The organism is Paraburkholderia caballeronis (assembly GCF_900104845.1).
GTDB classification, from domain to species: Bacteria; Pseudomonadota; Gammaproteobacteria; order Burkholderiales; family Burkholderiaceae; genus Paraburkholderia; species Paraburkholderia caballeronis.
The window spans coordinates 2457375-2479715 of sequence record NZ_FNSR01000001.1 but is presented as its reverse complement, the minus strand read 5'-3'; the positions used below and the strand labels follow the sequence as shown (position 1 = coordinate 2479715).

Genomic DNA, 22341 nt, shown 5'->3' with positions numbered 1-22341 from the left:
TCTCCGTGGGATGGGACATCCCCGTCAGCATAACGCAAAGATGCGGCCCGCGAAGGGCGCTCGTCAGTCGAACCTTCTCGCGACCTGAATCGCAGCGACGCCGCCGCAACATTTCCAAAGTCCGACGCGATGATGTGCAAAGGCGGACACGAAGTCCGCCCTGGATGACGCGACGATGACGCAACCGGCGTCGTCAGTTGTTCGATCCTTCGCCGCCGCCGTTGTTGCCGCCGTTCACCGAACCATACAGGCGGCGCCGGCGCGTCACGACGACCGGACCGTCCGACGACGACGGCCGGTCGGAGCCCGTTCCCGACGACGGATACGATTCGCGCGGCTCCCGCGGTTCTCTCGGCTCGCGGGGTTCACGCTGTTCGCGCGGACCATGTCCGCCATGCGGACCGCGGCTCGTGTGTTCGCCGTGCGACGGGCGGCTGGTGCGCGGACCCGGACGCGTGCCGGTGTCGAGCTGGATCGTGGAAATGGCGCGCTTGTAGATGCCTTGCAGGCCGACAGGCGTGCGCAGCATCACCAGGTACTGATCGAACGACTCGATGCATCCGGTCAGGCGAATGCCGTTGACCAGATAAATCTCGACGCGCTTTCTTTCTTTTCGCGCGGCGTTCATGAAGTCGTTTTGCGGATGCGATTCTGCGGAAGGCATGGACGAAATTTTGGCCTGGCGGCACGGAGCCGCGTTCAGTTGGTAACGTTTGCTCGCCCGGATTCTACCCTGTGTGGGAGAAGCGCGCGTGAATGGGCATAAACCCTAACACTATAACGGCTCGCGGCCAGGTCGGCAGCGCGGTGGTTGTAACGCATTGTTGCGTCCCGATGTTGATGGGGATCGGGTTCAGCTGCTGTTCGGTTGCTGTTTCGCAGCGATACCCGTGACGTGCCGGATCGGCCCTGGCCGCGGCGCACAATCGCGCGCCGCTGATTTCACAGCGTAGACCAAACCGACGATGCATGCGGGCCGATTTTGCGCGCATCGCGACGCATCGGGCAATCGGGCAATCGGACATCGGGCCGCTGATTCCCGTTCATCTTCGCGCGTTGTGTACAGGCGTTCCGTTCGACGGCCCACGCTGGGTGCATCCGCTGCACCACCCATGCGGCATCCGCTCCGGCCAATAGCACCATTCACCGATTTTGCCCCGTACGGAATAAAGCGTTCGCACCGTCCGTTTATTCCCGGTACGACGACGCGGCGACGCTGCCGCGCGCCGGCCGCCTTGCGCTGCGTTTCGTGTGTCGCGAGGTGTCCCAGGTAAACGGCAGTCGGTCGTTCTTTTCTTGCAGGAGCAGATCATGAAACGGTTTTGCATGTTTCTTGCGTGGCTGGTGCTCACGGCCGTGACGGCAACGTCGGTGTCCGCGTGCGGTGACATGAATTCGGGTGGATCGTCGAGCAGCGGCAGTTCGAGCGGCGGCGGCTACTGACGGGCGGGGGCGTGTTCCGCAATCCGTCGCCGGAGTTCGAGGCCCAGGTCGTCGCGCAGTTGCCGCAGTTGCGCCGTTATGCCCGCACGCTCACCGGCGACGCCGCGTGGGCGGACGATCTCGTGCAGGACGCGGCCGAGCGCGCGTTGTCGCGCTCGGCGTCGTTCCGTCCGCAGAGCAATCTGCGCGCATGGCTGCTGACGATCCTGCGGCATCTGTATATCGATCAGCTGCGCGGCCGCCGCGAGATCGCCGTCGACGACGAAAGCGCGCCGTGGCGCACCCTCGAAGCGCCGCGCGGCGAGGTCGACGGACTCGTGCTGCGCGATCTGCAGCGCGCGCTTTACCAGTTGCCGGCGGGACAGCGCGAAGTGCTGCTGCTGGTGTGCGTCGAGGAATTGAGCTATGAGGAGGCTTCGGCGGTGCTCGGCGTACCGTGCGGCACCGTGATGTCGCGGCTGTCGCGTGCGCGCGAGCATCTGCGGGTGTTGCTCGGTCAGGATCCGGCGCGGAGAACCGCGACGCTCAAGGTAGTGGGGACGGCACGATGAGCCACGACGACATCGATCGTCATGATGACGCTGCGCGCGGCGATGGCCGCGCGGGCGAGAACGTGCCGCCGGCAGCGGGCGACGCGCAGTCCGCGCGCGCGTCCGCGGATAACGGCAGCGACACTGCTTCGCGTTCCGAAGCGGTTCCGGATGCCGTCAACGAATCCGCTTTGCGGTCCGGGGAGGCTTCACATGGAATGGGCCAGTCCGCTTCGCATCCCGACGCCGCCGCGCCGGGCGCCGACAGCGTGCCGGGCGGCGCGCATCGAGCCGCCGGGACAACCAGCACCGATGCGCGCAACAGCGGGGCGAGCGGCGAACCGCTCGCGGACGACGTGCTAGAAGCCCTGTCCGCGTTCATCGACGGCGAACTGCCGTTGGCCGACGCCGCGGCGGTTCGCGAGCGCATCGCCGGCGATCCGCTCGCCGCGGGCCGCGCCTCCGCGTATCGCTCGCAGAAAGCGGCGTTGCGGGCGCTGGCCGACCTGACCGCCGGCGACGGCCTGTCGTCGGCCGGGCCGACCTGTATCGTGCTGCGTCCGCGCGAGCCGTGGTGGTGGCGCGCGGGCATCGCGGCGGGCTGGGTGTCGGCCGGCATCGGCATCGCATTCGCGGCGAGCACGTTGATCCCGCGCGGAGACGGCGGCGGCCTGTTCTTCGCGGACGACGGCGCTGCGTTCGCGCGCCGCGCGGACGTCGCGTATGCGGTGTATTCGCCCGAGCGGCGGCATCCGGTCGAAGTCGGCGCGGCCGACGAAGCGCATCTGGTCGCGTGGCTCTCGAAGCGGCTCGGCCGCACGCTGTCGGTGCCGTCGCTTCAGGAGTACGGCTACGGGCTGGTCGGCGGCCGTCTGCTGCCCGGCGCGTCGGGGCCGGCCGCGCAGCTGATGTACGAAAACGATGCGGGCGAGCGGCTCACGCTGTACGTGAGCGCGGCGAAGCGCGACAGCGCGTCGTACGGCTCGCTGCGCGACGGCGAACGCCGCACCTTCTACTGGGTGACGGGCCGCACCGGTTACGCGTTGTCCGGCACGATCTCCGAGGGCAAACTGCGCACGATCGCGGCCGACGTATGCAGCGCGCTCGGCGGCGATCCCGCGCGATGGTGAAGCCCGCCGGGCGTCCGGGCGCGGCCGGATCGCCTTCGCCGCCGGATGGTTCGGCCAGCGGCGAAAGCAAGTCCGCTGGGTCGAGCGACGCCGATCCGTCCGTCCTGCCGCGCCCGCTGCCGCCGGGTTTTTCGCCGGCCCGCTTCGAACAGGCGATGGCCCAATTCGCGGCGATCGTCGGCGCGGACAACGTGCGGTCCGGCGCGGCGGCGGACAGCTACGACGACCCGTTCATGCCGGCCGCCGACCCGCGCCTCTTCGCGGCGTCGGCGGCGCTGTTGCCGGCAAATGTCGACGAAATCCGCGCGATCCTGCGCGTCGCGAACGACGCGCGCCTGCCGCTGTGGACCGTCTCGACCGGCCGCAACTTCGCGTACGGCGGCGCCGCGCCGCGACTCGCCGGCTCGGTCGTGCTCGACCTGCAACGGATGAACCGCGTGCTCGAAGTGAACGAGTCGCTCGCGTATGCGCTCGTCGAGCCGGGCGTCAGCTATTACGACCTGTACGCGCATCTGCGCAGCAGCGGCTCGAAGCTGTGGGTCGATCCGCCCGCGGCCGGCTGGGGCAGCGTCGTCGGCAACGCGCTCGAACGCGGCTTCGGTTATACGCCGTACGGCGATCACGCGGCGACGCAGTGCGGGATGGAAGTCGTGCTCGCGAACGGCGACGTGGTCCGCACCGGCATGGGCGCGATCGAGACCGGCACCGCGTGGCAACTGTTCCGTCCGGGTTACGGCCCGTCGTTCGACCCGATGTTCATGCAGTCGAACTACGGGATCGTCACGAAGATGGGTGTATGGCTGATGCCCGCGCCGCCCGCGTATCTGCTCGGCGAGATCCAGTTCGAGCGCGACGACGATCTTGGCGTGCTGGTCGATACGCTGCGCGCGCTGCAACTCGACGGGACGATCCGCCATCACGCGGTGATCGAAGGCGCGATCCGTCGCGCGGCGAGCATCGCGCCGCGTGCGCGCTGGTACGACGGCGCGGGGCCGCTGCCCGAGGACGTCGTCGCCGCGATCCAGCGCGACCTCGGCGTCGGCCGCTGGAACCTGCATTACGCGCTGTACGGCGAGCCGTCGGTGATCGACGCCCAGCGCCGGATCGTCGAGCGCGCGTTCGCGCCGGTGCGCGGCGTGCGCTTCGCGGCCAAGCAGTACGCGGGGGACGCGCAGCCGCAGGGCGGCGGCGACCGCAACCTGGCCGGCATTCCGGCGATGACCGCGTTCCGGATGCTCGACTGGCTGAGCGGCCCCGGCGCGCACGTCGATTTTTCGCCGCTATGTCCGGCGACCGGCGCCGACGCGCTGCGTCAGTACCATCTCGTCAAAACGCGCGCGGCGGAGTACGGGTTCGACTATTACGGCGGCTTCACGGCGGCGGGGCGTCATCTGCATCACGTGTTCGCGGCGATCTTTGCGCGCGAGAACCGCGCCGACGCCGCGCGCGCCGGCGACCTGCTGCGCGCGCTGATGAGCGATGCGCGCGCGGCGGGTTATGGCGTGTACCGGTCGCATCTGCTCTACATGGACTACGCGGCCGCGCAGTACGGTTTCAACGACGGCGCGTTGCTGCGGCTGGCCGAGACGCTGAAGGACGCGCTCGACCCGCATGGCGTGCTGTCGCCGGGCAAGCAGGGCATCTGGCCGGCCGCGTGGCGCGACCAGCGTGGTTATACATGACCGGCGGCGACGCAGGAGGCAGGCGATGGACAGGCGCGGGTTCATTCGGGATGCCGGCGGCGTAGTGCTGCTGGCGGTGGGCTGGCCGATGACCCTTGCGTCGTGCGCGGAGGCGCGTGGCACGGCGGCGGCGGGGGCGGACCCGGAGCCGTTGACGGGCATCGCGGTATTCGATCCGTCGCTCGAAGCGGGACGCCGGCTCGCGCACGACGCCGCGCGTTTCGCCCAACACGCGTTCGCGCTCGACGAACACGCGGACATCGGCTTGTTATGGCACACGCAACTCGCGCCGTGCGTCGAACGCGGCGCATCGCTGCGCGTCGCGCTGCGTCCCGCCGATGCGTTCGTGCTCGCGCGTCTCGCGGCGACGCTCGACTGCACGCTGATCGACGCATAACGCCGTGCCGCAATAAGCCGCCTAGAACCGGTAAGCGGGGTTCTTCGGATCGAACGTCAGCGCGTCGAACGTCTTCGGCTCGACCTGCTCGAACACGACGTCCTCGAACAGCCGGCCGTCGCCGTCATACGAGCGCGCGACGCGAAACCACGGATGCCGCAGATCGAGGCCGAGCGTTTCCTTGTCCGCATAAAAGCCGGTCGATCCGGTCGGCGCGGTGTACGTGAACGTGACGACGCGCACGCCGTCGACCGTCTCGACGCCAATTCGCGGCGGCTCGGCGACGCCCGCCTGCGCGAAGCGTTCCCCTTCGGCGAGAAAGCGCCGCGCGATGTATTCGGTGCCAAGATCCGTCACGCGGTGGCGCGACTGCGTGCGCGCGAGAAAACCGTCGACGCTCGTCCAGATCGACACCGCCCGCAGCAGGCCGCCGAGGTGGCCGTACACGGCGTCGCCGCGAGTGGTCGCGTCGTACATCACTTCCTGCCCCGCATGCGCGCCGTCCGGCAGCCACTTCGCGTAGATCCGCAGCGGATCGTGCGAGACCCGCACCAGCATGTGATCGGGCCGCGCCGGCCATTGCCCGTGGATGCGCTCGCGCCGGCGCATCGTGAACTCGTACGAGTCGTAGCCGTTCGGTCCGGCCGCGATGTAGCGCGGCACCGCGAGCGGATCGAGCGAAGAAAAGAGCGCGATCAGTTGCGCGTCGTCGAGCCGTTCCAGGTCGCCGTGCTGCGCCGCGCGTTGCAGCCACGCGACCTGCGCGTCGAGCGGCAATGCGCCGACCGGCGACGTGTTCGCCGGCGCGGCCGCGGTCATCGGCCGGACGTGCGCGTCGAAACGGGGGAGGGGGATGGTCGAATAGTCGAAGCGCGCGGCCGCGAGCTCGGTGCCGGCGCGGGCGTCGTGCTGCGCGCGGGCCGGCGGCGGCGCGGCGGCGAACAGCGCCGCGCACGCGCACAGATGCAGCGCAGTGCGAAGCGATACGGTCGATACGGTCGGTGTGCGGGATGCCATCGACGCTCTCCCACGGTTCGTCGGCAGTGACCCGGCGCGGGACATCGCGCCGATACTGCATAAACGAGTCAGGCCGGCGTTTTGTTCCGTAGTTCCGCGTCGCTCGATTCAGCGTGCGCAATGCGCATCGAAGCGTGTAAAGAAAAAGCCGCGCCGGATCGCTCCGGCGCGGCCTTGCCTGCAACTGCGATTCTCAACCGGGCGTCATTGACGAAGCGCCGTTCCCGGGAACCGTCAGGCGTTCGACGCGACCTGCTTCGCGGACTGCGTCATGTCGATGCCGCGGCGTTCGCGGCTGAACAGGATCAGCACCGCGATCACGACCGCGACGGTCCCGGCGACGATCGCCATCGCGCTCGCGTAGTCGCCGCCGCGCGATTCCGCGAGCGATGCCTGCAACGTCGCGTTCACCGACGCGAACAGGTTGCCGAGCTGGTACACGAGGCCCGGGAACGTCGCGCGGATTTCGTCCGGCGAGATTTCGTTCAGGTGCACCGGGATCACGCCCCATGCGCCCTGCACCGAGATCTGCATCAGGAACGCGCCGAGCGCGAGCAGCACCGGGCCGGTCGAAAACGCCCACAGCGGCAGCACCGGCAATGCGATCAGCGCCGCGATGAAGATCGCGCGGCGGCGGCCGATCCGCTCGGACATCGCGCCGAAGAACAGGCCGCCGGCCATCGCGCCGATGTTCAGCACGATCGTGATCAGCGACACCGTATGCGGATCGAAGTGATGCTGTTCGCGCAGGAACGTCGGATACAGATCCTGCGTGCCGTGCGAGAAGAAGTTGAACGCGGTCATCAGCACGATCGCGTAGATCGACAGGTTCAGGTTGTGCTTGAGCGTCGTCAGCAGCGACGGGCGCGTGCGCTTTTCCATCGCCTTCCATGCCGGCGATTCCGGCACGTGCGAGCGCACGTACAGCACGAGCAGCGCCGGCAGCACGCCGACGAAGAACATCCCGCGCCAGCCGATGTACTGGAACAGCACGCCGAACACGATCGATGCGAGCAGGTAGCCGCTCGGATAACCGGCTTGCAGCAGGCCCGACACGATGCCGCGCGACTTCGGCGGAATCGTCTCCATCGTCAGCGCGCCGCCGACGCCCCATTCGCCGCCCATCGCGATGCCGAACAGCGCGCGCAGCGTGATGAACGTCGCGAGGTTCGGCGAGAAGCCGGACAGCAGTTCGAGCAGCGAGTAACACGCGATGTTGAGCATCAGCGTCGGACGGCGGCCGTACTTGTCCGCGAGACGGCCGAAGATCAGCGCGCCGAGCGGGCGCATGGCGAGCGTCAGCGTGATCGCGAATGCGACCGCGGGGATTTTCACGTTGAATTCGGCGGCGATGTCTTTCAGCACGAAAACGGTCAGAAAGAAATCGAACGCGTCGAGTGTCCACCCGAGATAGGCGGCGATGGTGACGTTTTTCTGGTCTCGCGTCCAGCTCATTGAATTGTTCTCCTGTCATTCCTGCTTCGCCGCGAACGGCGTGCAGTCGGTGTGCCTGGTACGCCCCGCTGCGGGCTTCGTGCGAGTGTACGCCCCGGATTAAACATTTGCATGAATATCCAGCGCAACCCGTGCTAATCCCTGGAATTAATCACCGGCGAAAGAAATCCGCTTATTGGTAAGTTAAACGTAAATTAATTGAATCAATAAAGAAAGATTAATGCGGATGGGGAGTGCGGCGGATGTGAATCGATGTTGCGGGAATGAAGCGGAAAGGCACGGAGAAAGGGGGGCAGCAGGCGCCATGCGGCGCCTGCTGGAAGCCGATCGTCGGACGACCCGTCAGAAGATGTTGCGCAGGCCGATCGAGATGCCGGTCTGGTTGCTGCGGCCCGGCAGCTGCACGGTCGCCGCGCCGCTCACCTTGTTGAAATCGACGGTGCCGTAGACCTCGGTGCGCTTCGACAGCGCGTACTCGGCGATCGCGACGATCGCGTAGCGGTTGCCGCTGCCGAGCGTGCCGTCCCCGGTCGTCGCGTTGCGCATGTGGTCGTAATAGAACGCGCCGGTCAGCGTCAGCGGCGGCGTGATCTGCCAGCTCACGCCGGCGAACGGGCCGTCGTCGATGCGGTTCGTGTTCTTCAGCGACGTGCCGGTCGGGTACGGACGTTGCGCGAGCAGGCTGTCGACGAAACCGGTGTCGTCCTGCGAGCGCAGATAACCGACGTAGATCTTCGCGGTGCTGAACGCGTACACGAGGTTGGCGTTGTAGATGGTCTGCTTGTTGTTCGAGTTGTCGCTGTTCTGCTGCACGCCGGCCATGATGCTGATCGGGCCGGTCGTGTACGACGCGGTGAAGCCGTACATGTTGCCCGCGCCGAGGTGGCCCGGAAGCTGGCCCGAGAAGCCGTTGTCGCCCGTCACCGTGGAGTCCGTGCCGAACGAGTACATCGCCTCGACGTTCAGGCCGGCGAACGTGCCGTTGTACTTGACCGCGTTGTCCGCATACAGGCCCGCGCCGAGCGCGACCGGCAGCCAGGCGTTTTCGAGGTAGTTGCCGACCGTCAGCGGGTCGTACGTGTTGGCGAGCTGATCGAACAGCGGCGTCTTCTGGCGGCCGAGGGTCAGCGTGCCGTAGCGGCTGTCGAGGCCGACGTACGCGTTGCGGTTGAAGAGCCGGTGGCTGTCCGCGAACGAGCCGTCCTGCAGGTTGATCCCGCTTTCGAGATCGAAGATCGCCTTCAGGCCGCCGCCGAGGTCCTCGGTGCCGCGCACGCCGAAGCGGCTGTTCGTGATGGCGCCGTTCGTCATGAACAGCTTGCCGTCGTTCTGCGCGTTCGAGTTGGTCAGGTAGCGGATGCCGACGTCCGCGACGCCGTACAGCGTGACCGAGCTTTGTGCGAACGCGTGCTGGCCCGCCAGCGCGAGTGCGATGCCGCCGATGGCGGATGCGATCTTGATGTGTCTCACGTGGAGTCCCTGTTGGTATTGGCGTGTTGTCGTGACGCCGTCTTGTGTGCGGCGCGGCATGGGTCCGCAAGCGGGTGGCCCGCGGTGCCGCGATGATAGACCCGCGGGTTCGCCGGCAAAAAGGCCGGCTGTCGCGCGATTGCAACGGTCGATGCGGGCAGCGCGGGCCTCGGGGCGCATCCGGGTGCGCAGCGACGGCCGCCGTATAATCGACCGCTCCGCCGTTTTCGCCCCGTCCCGTGAATAGCCACAACAATTTCCGCGTGATCGCGGCCGTGGTCGCGAGCGCGCTGTTCATGCAGAACATCGACGCGACCGTCGTGGCCACCGCGCTGCCCAGCATGGCGCGCGATCTGAACGTCAACCCCGTGCATCTGAGCAGCGCGATCACGTCGTATCTGATCGCGCTGACCGTGTTCATTCCGGTGAGCGGCTGGATCGCGGACCGCTTCGGCGCGAAGCGCGTGTTCCTCGCGGCGATCGCGACGTTCACGCTCGCGTCGGTCGCCTGCGCGCTGTCGCGCGGCCTGCCCGAACTGATCGCCGCGCGGGTGTTGCAGGGCGTCGGCGGCGCGATGATGGTGCCGGTCGGGCGGCTGATCCTGTTTCGCCGCGTGCAGCGCGAGGAACTGCTCGCGGCGACCACGTGGCTCACGATGCCGGCGCTCGTCGGGCCGGTGCTCGGGCCGCCGCTCGGCGGCTTCCTGACCGACGCGCTGTCGTGGCGCAGCGTGTTCTGGGTCAACGTGCCGGTCGGCGCGGTCGGCATGCTGCTGTGCGCGTGGCTGATCCCGCCGTCCGACGGCGAGCGGCCGCCCGCGCCGGACCTGCCGGGCATGGCGCTGATCGGCGCTTCGCTGACCGCGCTGATGGTCGGCGTCGAGACGCTCGGGCGCGGCGTGCTGCCCGCCGCGGCGCCGATCGCGTGCATCGCAGCGGGGCTCGCGCTGTTCTGGCTGACGGTCCGCCATTGCCGCCGCGCGCGTCATCCGGCGATCGACTTCTCGCTGCTGCGCATTCCGACCTTCCATGCGGCGACGATCGCCGGCAGCCTGTTTCGCGCCGGCGCGGGCGCGCTGCCGTTTCTGGTGCCGCTGACGTTGCAGGTCGGTTTCGGCCTCAGCGCGTCGACGAGCGGGCTGATCTCGCTCGCGAGCGCGCTCGGCTCGTTCTGCATGCGGCCGATGACGCGTTTCGCGCTGCGCCGGTTCTCGGTGCGCGCGGTGCTGATCGGCGGCAGCATCTCGTTCGCGGCGATGCTGTCCGCGTGCACGCTGCTGTCGCCCGCATGGCCCGACATGGCGATCTTCGCGCTGCTGCTCGCGGGCGGCTTGAGCCGGTCGCTGTCGTTCGCGTCGATGGGCGCGCTCGCGTTCGCGGATGTGCCGCAGGAGCGGCTGTCGGCGGCGACGTCGTTCCAGGGGACCGCGCAGCAGATGATGAAGGCGGTCGGCGTCGCGATCGCGGCCGGGTCGATGCAACTGACGATGCTGGCCGGCGGCCGCGTGCAGGCGACCCACGTCGATTTTTCGTGCGCGTTTCTCGTGACGGCCGTGGTCGTGCTCGTGTCGTGGCCGATGTTCGCGCGGCTGTCCGCCGATGCGGGCGAGGGGATCTCGGGCGCGAAACGCAGCGCGGCGTAATCAGGCCGGCGCGTTGCGCCCGCATCGGCGCATCGCATCGACGCAGATAGCACCTCACATCGTCGGACGGGTTGCACGCGGCGCGAAGCGATCGCGCATTGCCGCACCCAACGTCAGGCGCTCGTCAAGCATCCGTTCTTCACGGCTTCACGAAGCCGGCACGAACACCCCGCTCGCATGCAGCACGTCGCGCCCGCCCGCGCGCAGCGTGCATTCCGCAAACACGACGCGCCTTCCCGGCTTGCGCACCCGCGCATGCGCTTCCAGCCAGTCGCCGACGCGCGCGGCGGACAGGAACTCGCTCGTCAGCGACACGGTGACCATCGCAGGCGACTCGCCGGCCGTCTGCCGCATGAGGCTCACGCATGCGCCCATCGCGCTGTCCGCGAGCGTCGCGAGCATGCCGCCGTGCGCGATGCCGATCATGTTCGCGTGCGCGTCGGTGACGCGCAGCGCGATCACGAGACCGCCGTCCGTCCCGATGCGGTGATACAGCGCGCCGAGCGCGAGAAAGTACGGGCCGCCGCGCCGCAACGGCGCGAACCCTTCCGGGATTGGGCGATCCGCCTCGGCGGCAGACAACGTGATGGGTCGATCCATGCGGGGTCCGTAGAGGAGGGGCTTCGTCGCGATGCGCACCGCATGGCGATCTGCGGCCTGTGCGTTTCGAGCCGTTTTTTGCGGTGCCGCACGCCACTATACGCGAAATGGGTAAATATTGAACGATCGTGCTATTCCTTATTTACAGCAGCGGACGGCCGTCGCTAGAATCGCCGCACAGTGAAGCACAGCACGACTGTTGCGCACGAAACGCTCGACGACATCGAGGAGACGAAAGCATGCATGTAAGGGAATTATTCGAACTGGGCGGGCGCGTCGCGCTCGTGACCGGCGGCTCGCGCGGGCTCGGCCTGCAGATGGCGGAGGCGCTCGGGCAGATGGGCGCGCGCGTCGCGATCACCGCGCGCAAGGCCGACGAACTCGCGGAAGCGGCGAGCCATCTGCGCGGGCTCGGCATCGAGGCCACGACCATCGTCGGCGACCTTCAGCATGCGGACGCGGTGCCGAACATCGTCGACGCCGCGCTCGCCGCGTATGGCCAGATCGACATCCTCGTGAACAACGCGGGCGCGACGTGGGGCGCGCCGGCCGAGGACTATCCGGACGAAGCGTGGCACAAGGTGATGAACCTGAACGTCACCGCGCCGTTCCGGCTCGCGCGCGAGGTCGGCAAGCGCAGCATGATTGCGCGCCGCACCGGCAAGATCGTGAACATCGCGTCGATCGCGGGGCTGAAGGGCTCGCCCGCCGGTATGCAGACGATCGCGTACAACACGTCGAAGGCCGCCGCGATCAACTTCACGCGCGCGCTCGCATCCGAGTGGGGCCGTTACGGGATCAACGTGAACGCGATCTGTCCGGGTTTTTTCCCGTCGAAGATGTCCGCGGGCCTGCTCGAAAAACTGGAGCAGACGATCGTCGAGCAGGCGCCGCTGCATCGGCTCGGCGGCGACGAGGACCTGAAGGGCGCGATCGTCTATCTCGCGAGCGAAGCGTCGCGCCACGTGACCGGCCAGTATCTCGCGGTGGACGGCGGCGCCAGCATCGTCTGATTCCGGCCGGAACGCGCGCGGCGTGCACGTCGCCGCCGCGCGGTCCGCGCCGCGCACTCCCTCTCAACCGGATCGAACGCTCCATGCCCACGACCGCCGAACGCCGTCCGCAGTCGCCTCACTGGCCCCGCCATCTCGCGTCGCATCTGACGCTGCCCGAAACCAACCTGTTCTACAACGCCGAGGTGTCGGCGGTCCGTTATCCCGACAAGCCGTTCATCGTGTTCTACGACACGCCGGTGTCGTTCGCGGAGTTCAAGGACGAGGCCGAGCGCATCGCGGGTTTTCTGCAACACGAGTGCGGCGTGCAGGCCGGCGACCGCGTGCTGCTGTACATGCAGAACAGCCCGCAATGGGTGATCGCCTATTACGGGATCCTGCGCGCGAACGCGGTCGTCGTGCCGGTGAACCCGATGAACCTGACCGACGAACTCGCGCATTACGTCGAGGACAGCGGCGCGACGACCGCGTTCGTCGCGCAGGACCTGTATCCGCGCATCGCGCCGCTCGTCGGCGGCAGCGAAGAAGGGGCCGGTCTGCGCCATCTGATCGTCGCGACCTATAGCGATTATCTGAAGACCACGCCGCACCTCGCGCCGCCGGAGTTCGTCAGCGCGCCGCGCCACGTCGACGGGCCGGGCGTGCTGCACTGGGCCGACGCGCTCGCCGCGCGGCACGCGCCGGGGCCGCTGACGGCCGGCCCGGACGACCTGTGCGTGATGCCGTACACGTCCGGCACGACCGGCAAGCCGAAGGGCTGCATGCACACGCATCGCAGCGTGATGAGCACGGCGGTCGGCGGCGTGAACTGGTTCTCCGGCTGCCAGGACTCGATCCAGTTGTCGGTGCTGCCGCTCTTTCACGTGACCGGCATGCAGGGCGGCATGAACGGGCCGCTTTTCAGCGGCTCGACGATCGTGCTGCTGCCGCGCTGGGACCGCGACGCGGCCGCGCGCGCGATCGGGCATTACCGGATCAACGGCTGGCAGGCGATCTCGACGATGGTCGTGGACTTCGTGTCGAATCCGCGGCTCGGCGACTACGACCTGTCGAGCCTCGCATGGGTGCGCGGCGGCGGCGCGACGATGCCGGACGCGGTCGTGAAGAAGCTGCGCGATCTGACCGGGCTGGAGTTCGTCGAAGGCTACGGGATGTCGGAGACGATGGCCGGCACGCACATCAATCCGCCGCAGCGTCCGAAGCCGCAGTGCCTCGGCATTCCGGTGTTCGACGTCGATGCGCGCGTGATCGATCCGGTCACGCTCGAAGAGGTGGCGCCCGGCGAAACCGGCGAACTCGTCATGCACGCGCCGCAGGTGATGCAGGGTTACTGGCGCGATCCCAAGGCGACGCGCGACGCGTTCGTCGAGCGCGACGGCAGGCGCTTCCTGCGCACCGGCGACCTCGTGCGCTGCGACGACGAAGGGTATTACTTCATGACCGACCGGCTGAAGCGGATGATCAACGCGTCGGGCTACAAGGTGTGGCCGGCGGAGGTCGAGGCGCTGATGTACCGCCATCCGGCGATCAAGGAAGTGTGCGTGATCGGCGCGCATGACGCGCGGCGCGGCGAGACGGTGAAGGCGGTCGTCGTGCTCGATCCGAACCGCACGGCCGAGGTTCGCGAGGAGGACGTCGTCGCGTGGGCACACGACAACATGGCCGCCTACAAGGCGCCGCGGATCGTCGAGTTCGTCGATACGCTGCCGAAGTCGGGCAGCGGCAAGATCCTGTGGCGCAAACTTCAGGAAGAAGAGGCGCACGCGCATGACGGCGGAGCCGGCACGCGCGGCTGACGAGGCCGCAAGCGAATTCTTCTGCGTGACCGACGCGATCCGCCGGGTCGCGGCCGTGTTGCAGCCCGAGTTTGATGGCGACGCGGAAGTCCACGAAGATCGACGACCTGTACGCGAAGGGTGACGTGCGCGAAGACGGCCTGATGGTGCACGACAGGTATCTGATGCAGAAGAAGACGCCAGCCGAGTCGAAGAAACCCTGGGATTACTGCAAGGTCGCCGCGACGGCTCCAGACGACGAGGCGCTCAACAGCGTCGCCGGATCGACGTGTCCGCTATTGAAGACGTAACGCGTCTTCGCCGCGCACCGCGGCTTCCTTCCTGACGCTGATGCGCGCATGACGCTAACGATGCGGCGCCGGCTTCGCCGGCCGCCGCATCGCCCACGCGCCGCGCTAACGTCTCGCGCGTTCACGCGCCCGCAAGCGCGGGCAATCCCGCTTCGTTCCATTCGCGCAGCATGCCGGCCGGCGTGTCCGGCTGCGCGCGCCGATCGGCCGGCGCGAAACCGCGATCGACGATCAGCGCGCCCGGCGCCTGCGCGTTCTTGCGTTCCAGAATCGCCTTGCACAGGAAGTCGCAGCTATACGCCTTCAGCAGATGCGGATGATGCGTCTCGATGTACGTCGCGAGGCGCGCTTCGTCGCCGTCGATCGGCGCGAGCGCGTGGACCGTCTGCGCGTCCCAGCGAAAGCGCAGGCCGAGTTCGGCGAACGCGCTGTTGTATGCGCACAGTTGCGTATGCAGATGGCGGTCCGTTTCGTTGGCGAGACGGTCGGCGTGGGCGTGGCTCATGATCGGCTCCTCGGTTCGGTTGAATGGAACCAAGAGTAGGAGTCCGCTCGGATAAGCGATAGTTAAAGTTTTTTCGAATCAGCATAGGCAATCGTGAATGGATTGCCCGCCCGGCTTTTCTTCGATGCGGCGGAAGCGGGGCGCTCGGTGTAAACCCCGCATAGGTATTTGCGCGTCACTGATATATTGTATTGAAAATATTTAATTCTTGTTGAAGAGCCGGGCCAATCAGAACGTTGGGAGACGAACGACCGATGTCCGCCGATATACAAGACAGTGCGGTGAGCGCGCCGCTGACGCTGGCGCTCGAACCGATCAACGCGTCGGTGTCGCTGCGCGACCAGGCGTATGCGAAGCTGAAGCAGGCGATCGCGCAGACCGACATCTACCGGTCGCGCGACGAGATCCGCCTCGACGAGAAGGAACTGACCGAGGCGCTCGGCGTGAGCCGCACGCCGATCCGCGAGGCGATGACGCTGCTCGAACAGGAAGGTTTCCTGCGCACGGTGCCGCGGCGCGGCGTCTACATCCTGCGTAAGACGAGGAAGGAGATCGTCGAGATGATCTACATGTGGGCCGCGCTCGAAAGCATCGCCGCGCGGCTCGCGACGCAGCGCGCGTCCGACGACGACATCGCGAGACTCCGGCGCATGTTCGCGCACTTCGGCGACGCGACGCCCGCCGACCACATCGAAGAGTATTCCGCCGCGAACATCACGTTTCATCAGGCGCTGGTCGAACTGTCGAAGTCGCCGATCATCATCGACACGATCAAGAACATCTTCATGCACGTGCGCGCGATCCGCCGGATGACGATCGCGCAGAGCGATCGCGCGGCGCGCTCGATCGTCGATCACATGCGGATCATCGACGCGCTGGAGCAGCGCGACACCGAACTCGTCGAGCGTCTCGTGCGGCAGCACTCGATCGACCTCGCGCTGTTCGTCGAAGCGAATTGCGATTTTCTGGATTGACTGGACGGCGCGACGCGTCAGCGGACTTTCGACGCGGCGCACGAGCGGCAAGCCGATAAAGGTAACGAAGCAGCCACCGGAACGAATGGCGCCGCCCGCGCGGCCGCCAGGGGCGACGTCGCGCTTTTCATCGGCACGACGCGTCGTTTCGGAGACTGCCTCAAGGCGAAGAAGGTGCTGCGTTTCGCGACGTGTTTCAGTGGTTCGAAGCCCGTCGTGACGGGTGTATCGCAGCAAGCGCGAGCGACCCGTGTTGCGCGGTAAAGGCCCCGGCCACATCGCAGCGCAACAACTGAGTCCTCCGTAAAAAAACGTCTTGACTAATATTGTGTGTGGAATATTGTATATCACGACTCACAAACGCCCCGCCAAAGAGGAGACGTCATGGCAGAAGTAGTTGGGATCATCGAACCGCAGCTCAGCCCTGCGCCCGAAGCACAGCCGACGACCGACGGCTTTCACCTGGTCATCGACGCGCTGAAACTGAACGATATCGACACGATCTACGGTCTGGTCGGTATCCCCATCACCGATCTCGCCCGCCTCGCGCAGGCGGAAGGCCTGCGCTTCATCGGCTTCCGGCACGAGCAGAACGCCGGCAACGCCGCGGCCATTGCCGGGTACATGACGAAGAAACCCGGCATCTGTCTCACTGTATCCGCGCCGGGTTTCCTGAACGGCTTGACCGCGCTCGCGAACGCGACGACCAACTGTTTCCCGATGATCCTCATCAGCGGCTCCAGCGAGCGCGAGATCGTCGACCTGCAGCAGGGCGACTACGAAGAGATGGATCAGCTGAACGCCGCCAGGCCGTATGCGAAGGCCGCGTATCGCGTGCTGCACGCGGAGGACATCGGCATCGGCATCGCGCGTGCGATCCGTGCGGCGGTGTCCGGCCGTCCGGGCGGCGTGTATCTGGACCTGCCCGCGAAGCTGCTCGCGCAGACGATCGACGCGGTGAAAGGCCAGCAGTCGCTCGTGAAGGTGATCGACGCCGCGCCGCGCCAGATTCCCGCGCCCGACGCGGTGAAGCGCGCGCTCGACGTGCTGAAGGGCGCGAAGCGTCCGCTGATCCTGCTCGGCAAGGGCGCTGCCTATGCGCAGGCCGACCGCGAGATCCGCGAGCTGGTCGAGCGCACCGGCATTCCGTATCTGCCGATGTCGATGGCGAAGGGCCTGCTGCCCGACACGCACGAGCAGTCCGCGTCGGCCGCGCGCTCGTTCGTGCTCGCGGAGGCGGACGTCGTCGTGCTGATCGGCGCGCGCCTGAACTGGCTGCTGTCGCACGGCAAGGGCAAGACGTGGGGCGCGGCGAACGGGCCGAAGCAGTTCGTGCAGATCGACATCGCGCCGACCGAGATCGACAGCAACGTCGCGATCGCCGCGCCGGTGATCGGCGACATCGGCTCGTGCGTCGGCTCGCTGCTCGACGGCATCGACGCGAGTTTCCCGAAGCCGTCGTCGGAATGGCTCGGCGCGATCGCGGAGCGCAAGAACAGGAACCTCGAAAAGATGGCCGCGACGCTCGCGAAGAACCCGTCGCCGATGAACTTCCATAGCGCGCTGCGCGCGATCCGCGACGTGCTGAAAGAGCATCCGGACATCAACGTCGTGAACGAAGGCGCGAACACGCTCGACTATGCGCGCGCGGTGATCGACATGTACCTGCCGCGCAAGCGTTTCGACTCCGGCACGTGGGGAATCATGGGCATCGGCATGGGTTTCTCGGTCGGCGCGGCGGTGACGAGCGGCAAGCAGGTCGTCGCGATCGAAGGTGACAGCGCGTTCGGCTTCAGCGGCATGGAGCTGGAAACGATCTGCCGCTACAACCTGCCGGTCTGCACGATCGTGTTCAACAACAACGGCGTCTATCGCGGCACCGATGTGAACCCGACCGGCGGCGCGGACGTCGCGCCGACCGTGTTCGTGAAGAACGCGCGCTACGACAGGATGATCGAGGCGTTCGGCGGCGTCGGTTATCACGCGACGACGCCGGAGGAACTGACGAAGGCGCTGAAGGAGGCGATCGCATCGGGCAAGCCCACGCTGATCAACGCCGCGATCGACGAAGCAGCCGGCACCGAAAGCGGCCGTCTGACGAACCTGAATCCGCAAAGCGCGGCGATGAAGAAATAAACCCGACCGACCCGATCGAGAACATCAACCGTCTTGAATGGGATCGGAGTAAGCGCTGAAGCGCTAACCCGGAAACCAATTATGGGATCGGAGTAAGCGCTGAAGCGCTAACTCCGATCGACACACAGGAGATAGGCAATGAGCAAACCCCTCGAAGGCATCAAGATCATCGACTTCACGCATGTGCAAGCCGGTCCCGCCTGCACGCAACTGCTCGCCTGGTTCGGCGCGGACGTGATCAAGGTCGAGCGTCCCGGCGCAGGCGACGTGACGCGCAGCCAGTTGCGCGACATCCCCGACGCCGACGCGCTGTACTTCACCATGCTCAACAGCAACAAGCGTTCGCTGACGCTCGACACGAAGACGCAGCAAGGCAAGGAAGTGCTGGAGAAGCTGATCCGCGAATCGGACGTGATGGTCGAGAACTTCGGTCCCGGCGCGCTCGACCGCATGGGCTTCACGTGGGCGCGCATCCAGGAACTCAACCCGGGCATGATCCTCGCATCGGTGAAGGGTTTCTCCGAAGGCCACCATTTCGAGGACCTCAAGGTCTACGAGAACGTCGCGCAATGCGCGGGCGGCGCGGCGTCGACCACCGGCTGGTGGAAAGGCGAGAATTCCGGCCCGACGATTTCGGCCGCCGCGCTCGGCGACTCGAATACCGGCATGCACCTCGCGATCGGCATCCTCACCGCGTACGTCGGCCGCCTGAAAACCGGCAAGGGGCAGAAGGTCGCCGTGTCGATGCAGGACGCCGTGCTCAACCTGTGCCGCGTGAAGATGCGCGACCAGCTGCGCCTCGATCGCGTCGGGTATCTCGAAGAGTACCCGCAGTACCCGCACGAGATGCAGTACTTCGAAGACAAGGTGGTGCCGCGCGGCGGCAACGCCGGCGGCGGCGGCCAGCCGGGCTGGATCCTGAAGTGCAAGGGCTGGGAAACCGATCCGAACGCGTACATCTACTTCACGGTCCAGGGGCACGCGTGGGACCCGATCTGCGACGCGCTCGGCAGGCCGGAGTGGAAGACCGATCCGGCCTACACGACCGCGAAGGCGCGTCAGCCGCACATCGACGAGATCTTCGCCACGATCGAGGACTTCATCAAGGACAAGACCAAGTTCGAAGCGGTCGACATCTTCCGCAAGTACGACATTCCGTGCGCGCCGGTGCTGTCGATGAAGGAACTGCTGCATGACGAGTCGCTGCGCAAGAGCGGTTCCATCGTCGAAGTGCCGCACAAGGTGCGCGGCAGCTACTACACCATCGGCAGCCCGATCAAGTTCTCGGACCTGAAGCCGGAAGTGAGCGCGTCGCCGCTGCTCGGCGAGCACACCGACGAGGTGCTGGCCGGCCTCGGCTACACGCCGCAGCAGATCGCGGAGCTGCGCGAAATCCGCGCGGTCTGATCGTCGCAAAGGGCGCGGCGCGCTGCATGGCGCGCGCCGCGCCGATACCTGAAAACGACATAAACCCCCGGAGACAGACGCCATGCAGACAGCCATCGATCACGAGCAACTCGTGAACGCGATCGGCGACGCGATCGTGATCTCGGACGCGACCGGCCACATCACGCTGTGGAACCCGGCGGCCGAGCGGATGTTCGGCTTCACGCGCGACGAGGCGCTCGGCGACACGCTGGACCTGATCATCCCGGAGCGCCTGCGCGGCCGTCACTGGGACGGTTATCACAAGACGATGGACACCGGCCAGACCCGCTACGGCAACGACGTGCTGCGGGTGCCCGCCGTGCACAAGGACGGCCGTTCGCTGTCGATCGCATTCACGGTCGCGCTGCTCACCGCGCCGGACGGTCGCGTGACCGGCATCGTCGCGGTGATCCGCGACGAAACCGCCCGCTTCCAGGAGGAGCGCGCGCTGCGCAAGCGCGTCGCCGAACTCGAAGCGCAGTCCTGATTCCTGCAAGGAGATCGCGATGTATACCGAAGTGCTCGGACACTACCAGGTCGAACTGTCCGCGCGGCAGATCATCGATCACGGCGGCTGGGCGGCGTTCGCCACGATCCATGAAGTGCCGGACGAAGACGCATGCGATGCGCACCGCGCCATTTTTCCGACCCAGCAGGTCGTCGACGAGACGGTCTTCGAAAGCGAGGAGGCGGCGATCGCCGGCGCGCGTCGCGTCGCGCTCGCGTTCCTGCGCTCGGGCAACCTGCACGCCTAGCGGTTCTCGTCGAGCGCGTCGCGCGGACCGCCGCGAAAACGCGGTGCTCGCGCGCTGACGCCAGCGGCGGCTCGCACCATTTCAACATCGGCGGCAACCATCTTGCATGGGATCGGAGTAAGCGTTGAAGCGCTAACTCCGATCGACAGCTTTGCATGGGATCGGAATAAGCGCTGAAGCGCTGACTCCGATCGACAGCTCTGCATGGGACCGGAGTAAGCGCTAAAGCGCTAACTCTGGTCGACAGCTTTGCATGGGATCGGAATAAGCGCTAAAGCGCTAACTCCGATCGACAGCTTTGCATGGGACCAGAGTAAGCGCTAAAGCGCTAACTCTGGTCGACAGCTTTGCATGGGACCAGAGCAAGCGCTAAAGCGCTAACTCCGATCGACAGGAGACAAACGATGAAGTCGTGGATATGCCAGAGGCACGCCGGCGGGACCGGCAGGCCGTCCGGCGCGTGCGTGAATGCACGCGCCGCCCATGTGCGCGGAGGTGCGGGATGGCGATGACGATTGCCGTTCCGCGCGAGACCCATCCCGGCGAGCGGCGGGTCGCCGCGACGCCGGACACCGTCGCGCAGTTGCTCAAGCTCGGCTACGCGGTCGAGATCGAAACCGGCGCGGGCGCGCTCGCGTCATTCGACGACAACGCGTATCGCGCGGCCGGCGCGACGGTCGTCAGCGACACGCACGCGCTGTGGTCGAACGCCGACGTCGTAATCAAGGTGCGTCCGCCGTCGCTCGAAGAAGCACAACGGCTGAAACCCGGCGCGACGCTGATCGGCTTCGTGTGGCCCGCGCAGAATCCCGCGCTGCTCGAAGCGTTCGCCGCGCGCAACGCGACGGCGCTCGCGATGGACTGCGTGCCGCGCATCTCGCGGGCGCAGAAGCTCGATGCGTTGAGTTCGATGGCGAACATGGCCGGTTATCGCGCGGTGATCGAGGCCGCGCAGCACTTCGGCCGCCTGTTCACCGGTCAGATCACCGCGGCCGGCAAGATGCCGCCCGCGAAGGTGCTGGTGATCGGCGCGGGCGTTGCCGGGCTCGCGGCGATCGGCGCGGCGCGCGGGCTCGGCGCGATCGTGCGCGCGTTCGACACGCGGCCCGAAGTGGCGCAGCAGGTCGAGAGCATGGGCGCGGAATTCCTGCAGGTCGACGCCGACGAGGAGGGCGGCGGCGCGGGCGGTTACGCGAAGCAGATGAGCGCGAAGTTCATCGAGGCCGAGATGGCGCTGTTCGAGGCGCAGGCAAGGGACGTGGACATCATCATCACGACCGCGCTGATTCCGGGCAAACCCGCGCCGCGCCTGATCACCGCGCAGACCGCCGCGTTGATGCGCGCGGGCAGCGTGATCGTCGACATGGCCGCCGAGCAGGGCGGCAACTGCGAACTGACGCGCGCGAACGAGGTGGTCAACGTGGGCGGCGTGACGGTGGTCGGCTACACGGATCTGCCGAGCCGGATGGCGACGCAGTCGAGTCAGCTCTACGCGACGAACGTGCGCCATCTGCTGACCGACCTGACGCCCGCGAAGGACGGCGAACTGAAGCTCGACATGGACGACGTCGTGCAGCGCGGCACGACCGTCGTGCAGCGCGGCGCGCTGTGCTGGCCGCCCGCGCAGCCCGCGCCGCAGCCGACGCCCGCGAAGCCGGCTGCCGAAGCGCAGCCCCCGGCGATCGCCGCCGCCGGGTCGCCGCTGGACGCCGCCGCGCGCGCGCGGCGGCGCGGCGCGTTCTCGCTCGTCGCGCTCGCGGTCGCGGCGGTCGGGCTGCTCGCGCTCGGCGCGGTCGCGCCGCCGTCGTTCGTCGCGCACCTGACGGTGTTCGTGCTAGCGGTATTCGTCGGCTACCAGGTCGTGTGGAACGTGACGCCCGCGCTGCACACGCCGCTGATGAGCGTGACCAATGCGATCAGCGGGATCATCGTGATCGGCGCGCTGCTGCGGCCGGGCAGCACCGAGACGCTCGTCAGCGTGCTCGCGGGCGTCGCGCTGCTGGTCGCGACGATCAACATCGCCGGCGGGTTCCTCGTGACCCAGCGGATGCTGAAGATGTTCCAGCGCACTTGACCG

General features: G+C 67.2%; 21 protein-coding genes. 15 read left to right on the top strand and 6 right to left on the bottom strand.

The genetic code is table 11. From position 1 onward, the window contains the following. Window positions 1-193: 193 nt before the first annotated feature. Entirely contained in the window at window positions 194-664 is a 471-nt protein-coding gene (hfq, locus tag BLV92_RS11045; RefSeq protein ID WP_090544806.1) for an RNA chaperone Hfq, read from the bottom strand. A 647-nt stretch (window positions 665-1311) separates the two neighbouring features. Between hfq and BLV92_RS32895 the strand changes: the two genes are divergently transcribed. From BLV92_RS32895 to BLV92_RS11025, 5 genes are all read left to right on the top strand, one after another. Then, the gene (locus BLV92_RS32895; protein ID WP_256216096.1) at window positions 1312-1443 is read left to right on the top strand and encodes a hypothetical protein; all 132 of its coding nucleotides are present in this window, start codon (window positions 1312-1314) and stop codon (window positions 1441-1443) included. 11 nt (window positions 1444-1454) lie between these two features. After that, window positions 1455-1994 (top strand): sigma-70 family RNA polymerase sigma factor, encoded by a 540-nt coding sequence (locus BLV92_RS11040; RefSeq protein WP_090544804.1) that lies wholly within the window; start codon window positions 1455-1457, stop codon window positions 1992-1994. A gap of 197 nt (window positions 1995-2191) precedes the next feature. Then, window positions 2192-3103 carry an anti-sigma factor family protein gene (locus BLV92_RS11035; protein ID WP_244283777.1) on the top strand — a complete coding sequence of 304 codons (912 nt, stop codon included), beginning with the start codon at window positions 2192-2194 and terminating at the stop codon, window positions 3101-3103. 104 nt (window positions 3104-3207) lie between these two features. Then, on the top strand, window positions 3208-4785 hold the full coding sequence (locus tag BLV92_RS11030) for an FAD-binding oxidoreductase (RefSeq protein WP_090546996.1): 1578 nt from the start codon (window positions 3208-3210) through the stop codon (window positions 4783-4785). A 25-nt stretch (window positions 4786-4810) separates the two neighbouring features. Continuing rightward, complete coding sequence (locus tag BLV92_RS11025) at window positions 4811-5182, top strand: hypothetical protein (RefSeq protein WP_090544802.1); 372 nt, start codon at window positions 4811-4813, stop codon at window positions 5180-5182. 21 nt (window positions 5183-5203) lie between these two features. Here the strand turns inward: BLV92_RS11025 and BLV92_RS11020 are convergent, their stop codons facing one another. The 3 genes from BLV92_RS11020 to BLV92_RS11010 all read right to left on the bottom strand — a co-directional run bounded on the left by BLV92_RS11020 (window position 5204) and on the right by BLV92_RS11010 (window position 9184). Continuing rightward, complete coding sequence (locus tag BLV92_RS11020) at window positions 5204-6199, bottom strand: DUF1571 domain-containing protein (protein WP_090544800.1); 996 nt, start codon at window positions 6197-6199, stop codon at window positions 5204-5206. A 234-nt stretch (window positions 6200-6433) separates the two neighbouring features. Then, window positions 6434-7654 (bottom strand): MFS transporter, encoded by a 1221-nt coding sequence (locus BLV92_RS11015; protein WP_090544798.1) that lies wholly within the window; start codon window positions 7652-7654, stop codon window positions 6434-6436. A 342-nt stretch (window positions 7655-7996) separates the two neighbouring features. After that, entirely contained in the window at window positions 7997-9184 is a 1188-nt protein-coding gene (locus tag BLV92_RS11010; protein WP_090544796.1) for a porin, read from the bottom strand. Between the two features lie 179 nt (window positions 9185-9363). On the opposite strand from BLV92_RS11010, the gene BLV92_RS11005 reads away from it, so the two are divergent. Then, the gene (locus BLV92_RS11005) at window positions 9364-10767 is read left to right on the top strand and encodes an MFS transporter (protein ID WP_256216095.1); all 1404 of its coding nucleotides are present in this window, start codon (window positions 9364-9366) and stop codon (window positions 10765-10767) included. 147 nt (window positions 10768-10914) lie between these two features. Here BLV92_RS11005 and BLV92_RS11000 read toward each other — a convergent pair whose 3' ends face one another. Next, the gene (locus tag BLV92_RS11000) at window positions 10915-11367 is read right to left on the bottom strand and encodes a PaaI family thioesterase (RefSeq protein ID WP_090544794.1); all 453 of its coding nucleotides are present in this window, start codon (window positions 11365-11367) and stop codon (window positions 10915-10917) included. 239 nt (window positions 11368-11606) lie between these two features. Between BLV92_RS11000 and BLV92_RS10995 the strand changes: the two genes are divergently transcribed. From BLV92_RS10995 to BLV92_RS10985, 3 genes are all read left to right on the top strand, one after another. Continuing rightward, window positions 11607-12380 (top strand): SDR family oxidoreductase, encoded by a 774-nt coding sequence (locus BLV92_RS10995; protein WP_090544792.1) that lies wholly within the window; start codon window positions 11607-11609, stop codon window positions 12378-12380. An 83-nt stretch (window positions 12381-12463) separates the two neighbouring features. Then, on the top strand, window positions 12464-14176 hold the full coding sequence (locus BLV92_RS10990) for a long-chain fatty acid--CoA ligase (protein WP_090544790.1): 1713 nt from the start codon (window positions 12464-12466) through the stop codon (window positions 14174-14176). 74 nt (window positions 14177-14250) lie between these two features. Next, the gene (locus BLV92_RS10985; RefSeq protein WP_090544788.1) at window positions 14251-14466 is read left to right on the top strand and encodes a hypothetical protein; all 216 of its coding nucleotides are present in this window, start codon (window positions 14251-14253) and stop codon (window positions 14464-14466) included. A 121-nt stretch (window positions 14467-14587) separates the two neighbouring features. On the opposite strand, the gene BLV92_RS32330 is transcribed toward BLV92_RS10985, so the two are convergent. Next, on the bottom strand, window positions 14588-14971 hold the full coding sequence (locus tag BLV92_RS32330; protein ID WP_177197925.1) for a hypothetical protein: 384 nt from the start codon (window positions 14969-14971) through the stop codon (window positions 14588-14590). A 254-nt stretch (window positions 14972-15225) separates the two neighbouring features. On the opposite strand from BLV92_RS32330, the gene BLV92_RS10975 reads away from it, so the two are divergent. From BLV92_RS10975 to BLV92_RS10950, 6 genes are all read left to right on the top strand, one after another. Beyond that, complete coding sequence (locus tag BLV92_RS10975; protein ID WP_090544786.1) at window positions 15226-15945, top strand: GntR family transcriptional regulator; 720 nt, start codon at window positions 15226-15228, stop codon at window positions 15943-15945. Window positions 15946-16329: 384 nt separating this feature from the next. Continuing rightward, a complete protein-coding gene (gene oxc, locus BLV92_RS10970) occupies window positions 16330-18081 on the top strand; it encodes an oxalyl-CoA decarboxylase (RefSeq protein WP_090544784.1) in 1752 nt (583 codons plus the stop codon). A 138-nt stretch (window positions 18082-18219) separates the two neighbouring features. Continuing rightward, entirely contained in the window at window positions 18220-19488 is a 1269-nt protein-coding gene (gene frc, locus BLV92_RS10965; protein ID WP_090544782.1) for a formyl-CoA transferase, read from the top strand. Between the two features lie 82 nt (window positions 19489-19570). Next, window positions 19571-19996 (top strand): PAS domain-containing protein, encoded by a 426-nt coding sequence (locus BLV92_RS10960; protein WP_090544780.1) that lies wholly within the window; start codon window positions 19571-19573, stop codon window positions 19994-19996. A gap of 19 nt (window positions 19997-20015) precedes the next feature. Then, complete coding sequence (locus BLV92_RS10955; RefSeq protein WP_090544779.1) at window positions 20016-20264, top strand: hypothetical protein; 249 nt, start codon at window positions 20016-20018, stop codon at window positions 20262-20264. Window positions 20265-20766: 502 nt separating this feature from the next. Continuing rightward, a complete protein-coding gene (locus BLV92_RS10950) occupies window positions 20767-22338 on the top strand; it encodes a Re/Si-specific NAD(P)(+) transhydrogenase subunit alpha (RefSeq protein ID WP_090544777.1) in 1572 nt (523 codons plus the stop codon). The last annotated feature ends 3 nt before the right edge of the window (window positions 22339-22341 follow it).

Bases quoted from the DNA above. Each gene is read 5' to 3' on its own strand.
- hfq (WP_090544806.1), bottom strand. From the start codon at position 664: ATGCCTTCCGCAGAATCGCATCCGCAAAACGACTTCATGAACGCCGCG.
- BLV92_RS32895 (WP_256216096.1), top strand. From the start codon at position 1,312: ATGAAACGGTTTTGCATGTTTCTTGCGTGGCTGGTGCTCACGGCCGTG.
- BLV92_RS11035 (WP_244283777.1), top strand. From the start codon at position 2,192: ATGGGCCAGTCCGCTTCGCATCCCGACGCCGCCGCGCCGGGCGCCGAC.
- BLV92_RS11025 (WP_090544802.1), top strand. From the start codon at position 4,811: ATGGACAGGCGCGGGTTCATTCGGGATGCCGGCGGCGTAGTGCTGCTG.
- BLV92_RS11020 (WP_090544800.1), bottom strand. From the start codon at position 6,199: ATGGCATCCCGCACACCGACCGTATCGACCGTATCGCTTCGCACTGCG.
- BLV92_RS11015 (WP_090544798.1), bottom strand. From the start codon at position 7,654: ATGAGCTGGACGCGAGACCAGAAAAACGTCACCATCGCCGCCTATCTC.
- BLV92_RS11010 (WP_090544796.1), bottom strand. From the start codon at position 9,184: ATGCCGCGCCGCACACAAGACGGCGTCACGACAACACGCCAATACCAA.
- BLV92_RS11000 (WP_090544794.1), bottom strand. From the start codon at position 11,367: ATGGATCGACCCATCACGTTGTCTGCCGCCGAGGCGGATCGCCCAATC.
- BLV92_RS10995 (WP_090544792.1), top strand. From the start codon at position 11,607: ATGCATGTAAGGGAATTATTCGAACTGGGCGGGCGCGTCGCGCTCGTG.
- BLV92_RS10990 (WP_090544790.1), top strand. From the start codon at position 12,464: ATGCCCACGACCGCCGAACGCCGTCCGCAGTCGCCTCACTGGCCCCGC.
- BLV92_RS10985 (WP_090544788.1), top strand. From the start codon at position 14,251: ATGGCGACGCGGAAGTCCACGAAGATCGACGACCTGTACGCGAAGGGT.
- BLV92_RS32330 (WP_177197925.1), bottom strand. From the start codon at position 14,971: ATGAGCCACGCCCACGCCGACCGTCTCGCCAACGAAACGGACCGCCAT.
- BLV92_RS10975 (WP_090544786.1), top strand. From the start codon at position 15,226: ATGTCCGCCGATATACAAGACAGTGCGGTGAGCGCGCCGCTGACGCTG.
- oxc (WP_090544784.1), top strand. From the start codon at position 16,330: ATGGCAGAAGTAGTTGGGATCATCGAACCGCAGCTCAGCCCTGCGCCC.
- frc (WP_090544782.1), top strand. From the start codon at position 18,220: ATGAGCAAACCCCTCGAAGGCATCAAGATCATCGACTTCACGCATGTG.
- BLV92_RS10960 (WP_090544780.1), top strand. From the start codon at position 19,571: ATGCAGACAGCCATCGATCACGAGCAACTCGTGAACGCGATCGGCGAC.
- BLV92_RS10955 (WP_090544779.1), top strand. From the start codon at position 20,016: ATGTATACCGAAGTGCTCGGACACTACCAGGTCGAACTGTCCGCGCGG.
- BLV92_RS10950 (WP_090544777.1), top strand. From the start codon at position 20,767: ATGGCGATGACGATTGCCGTTCCGCGCGAGACCCATCCCGGCGAGCGG.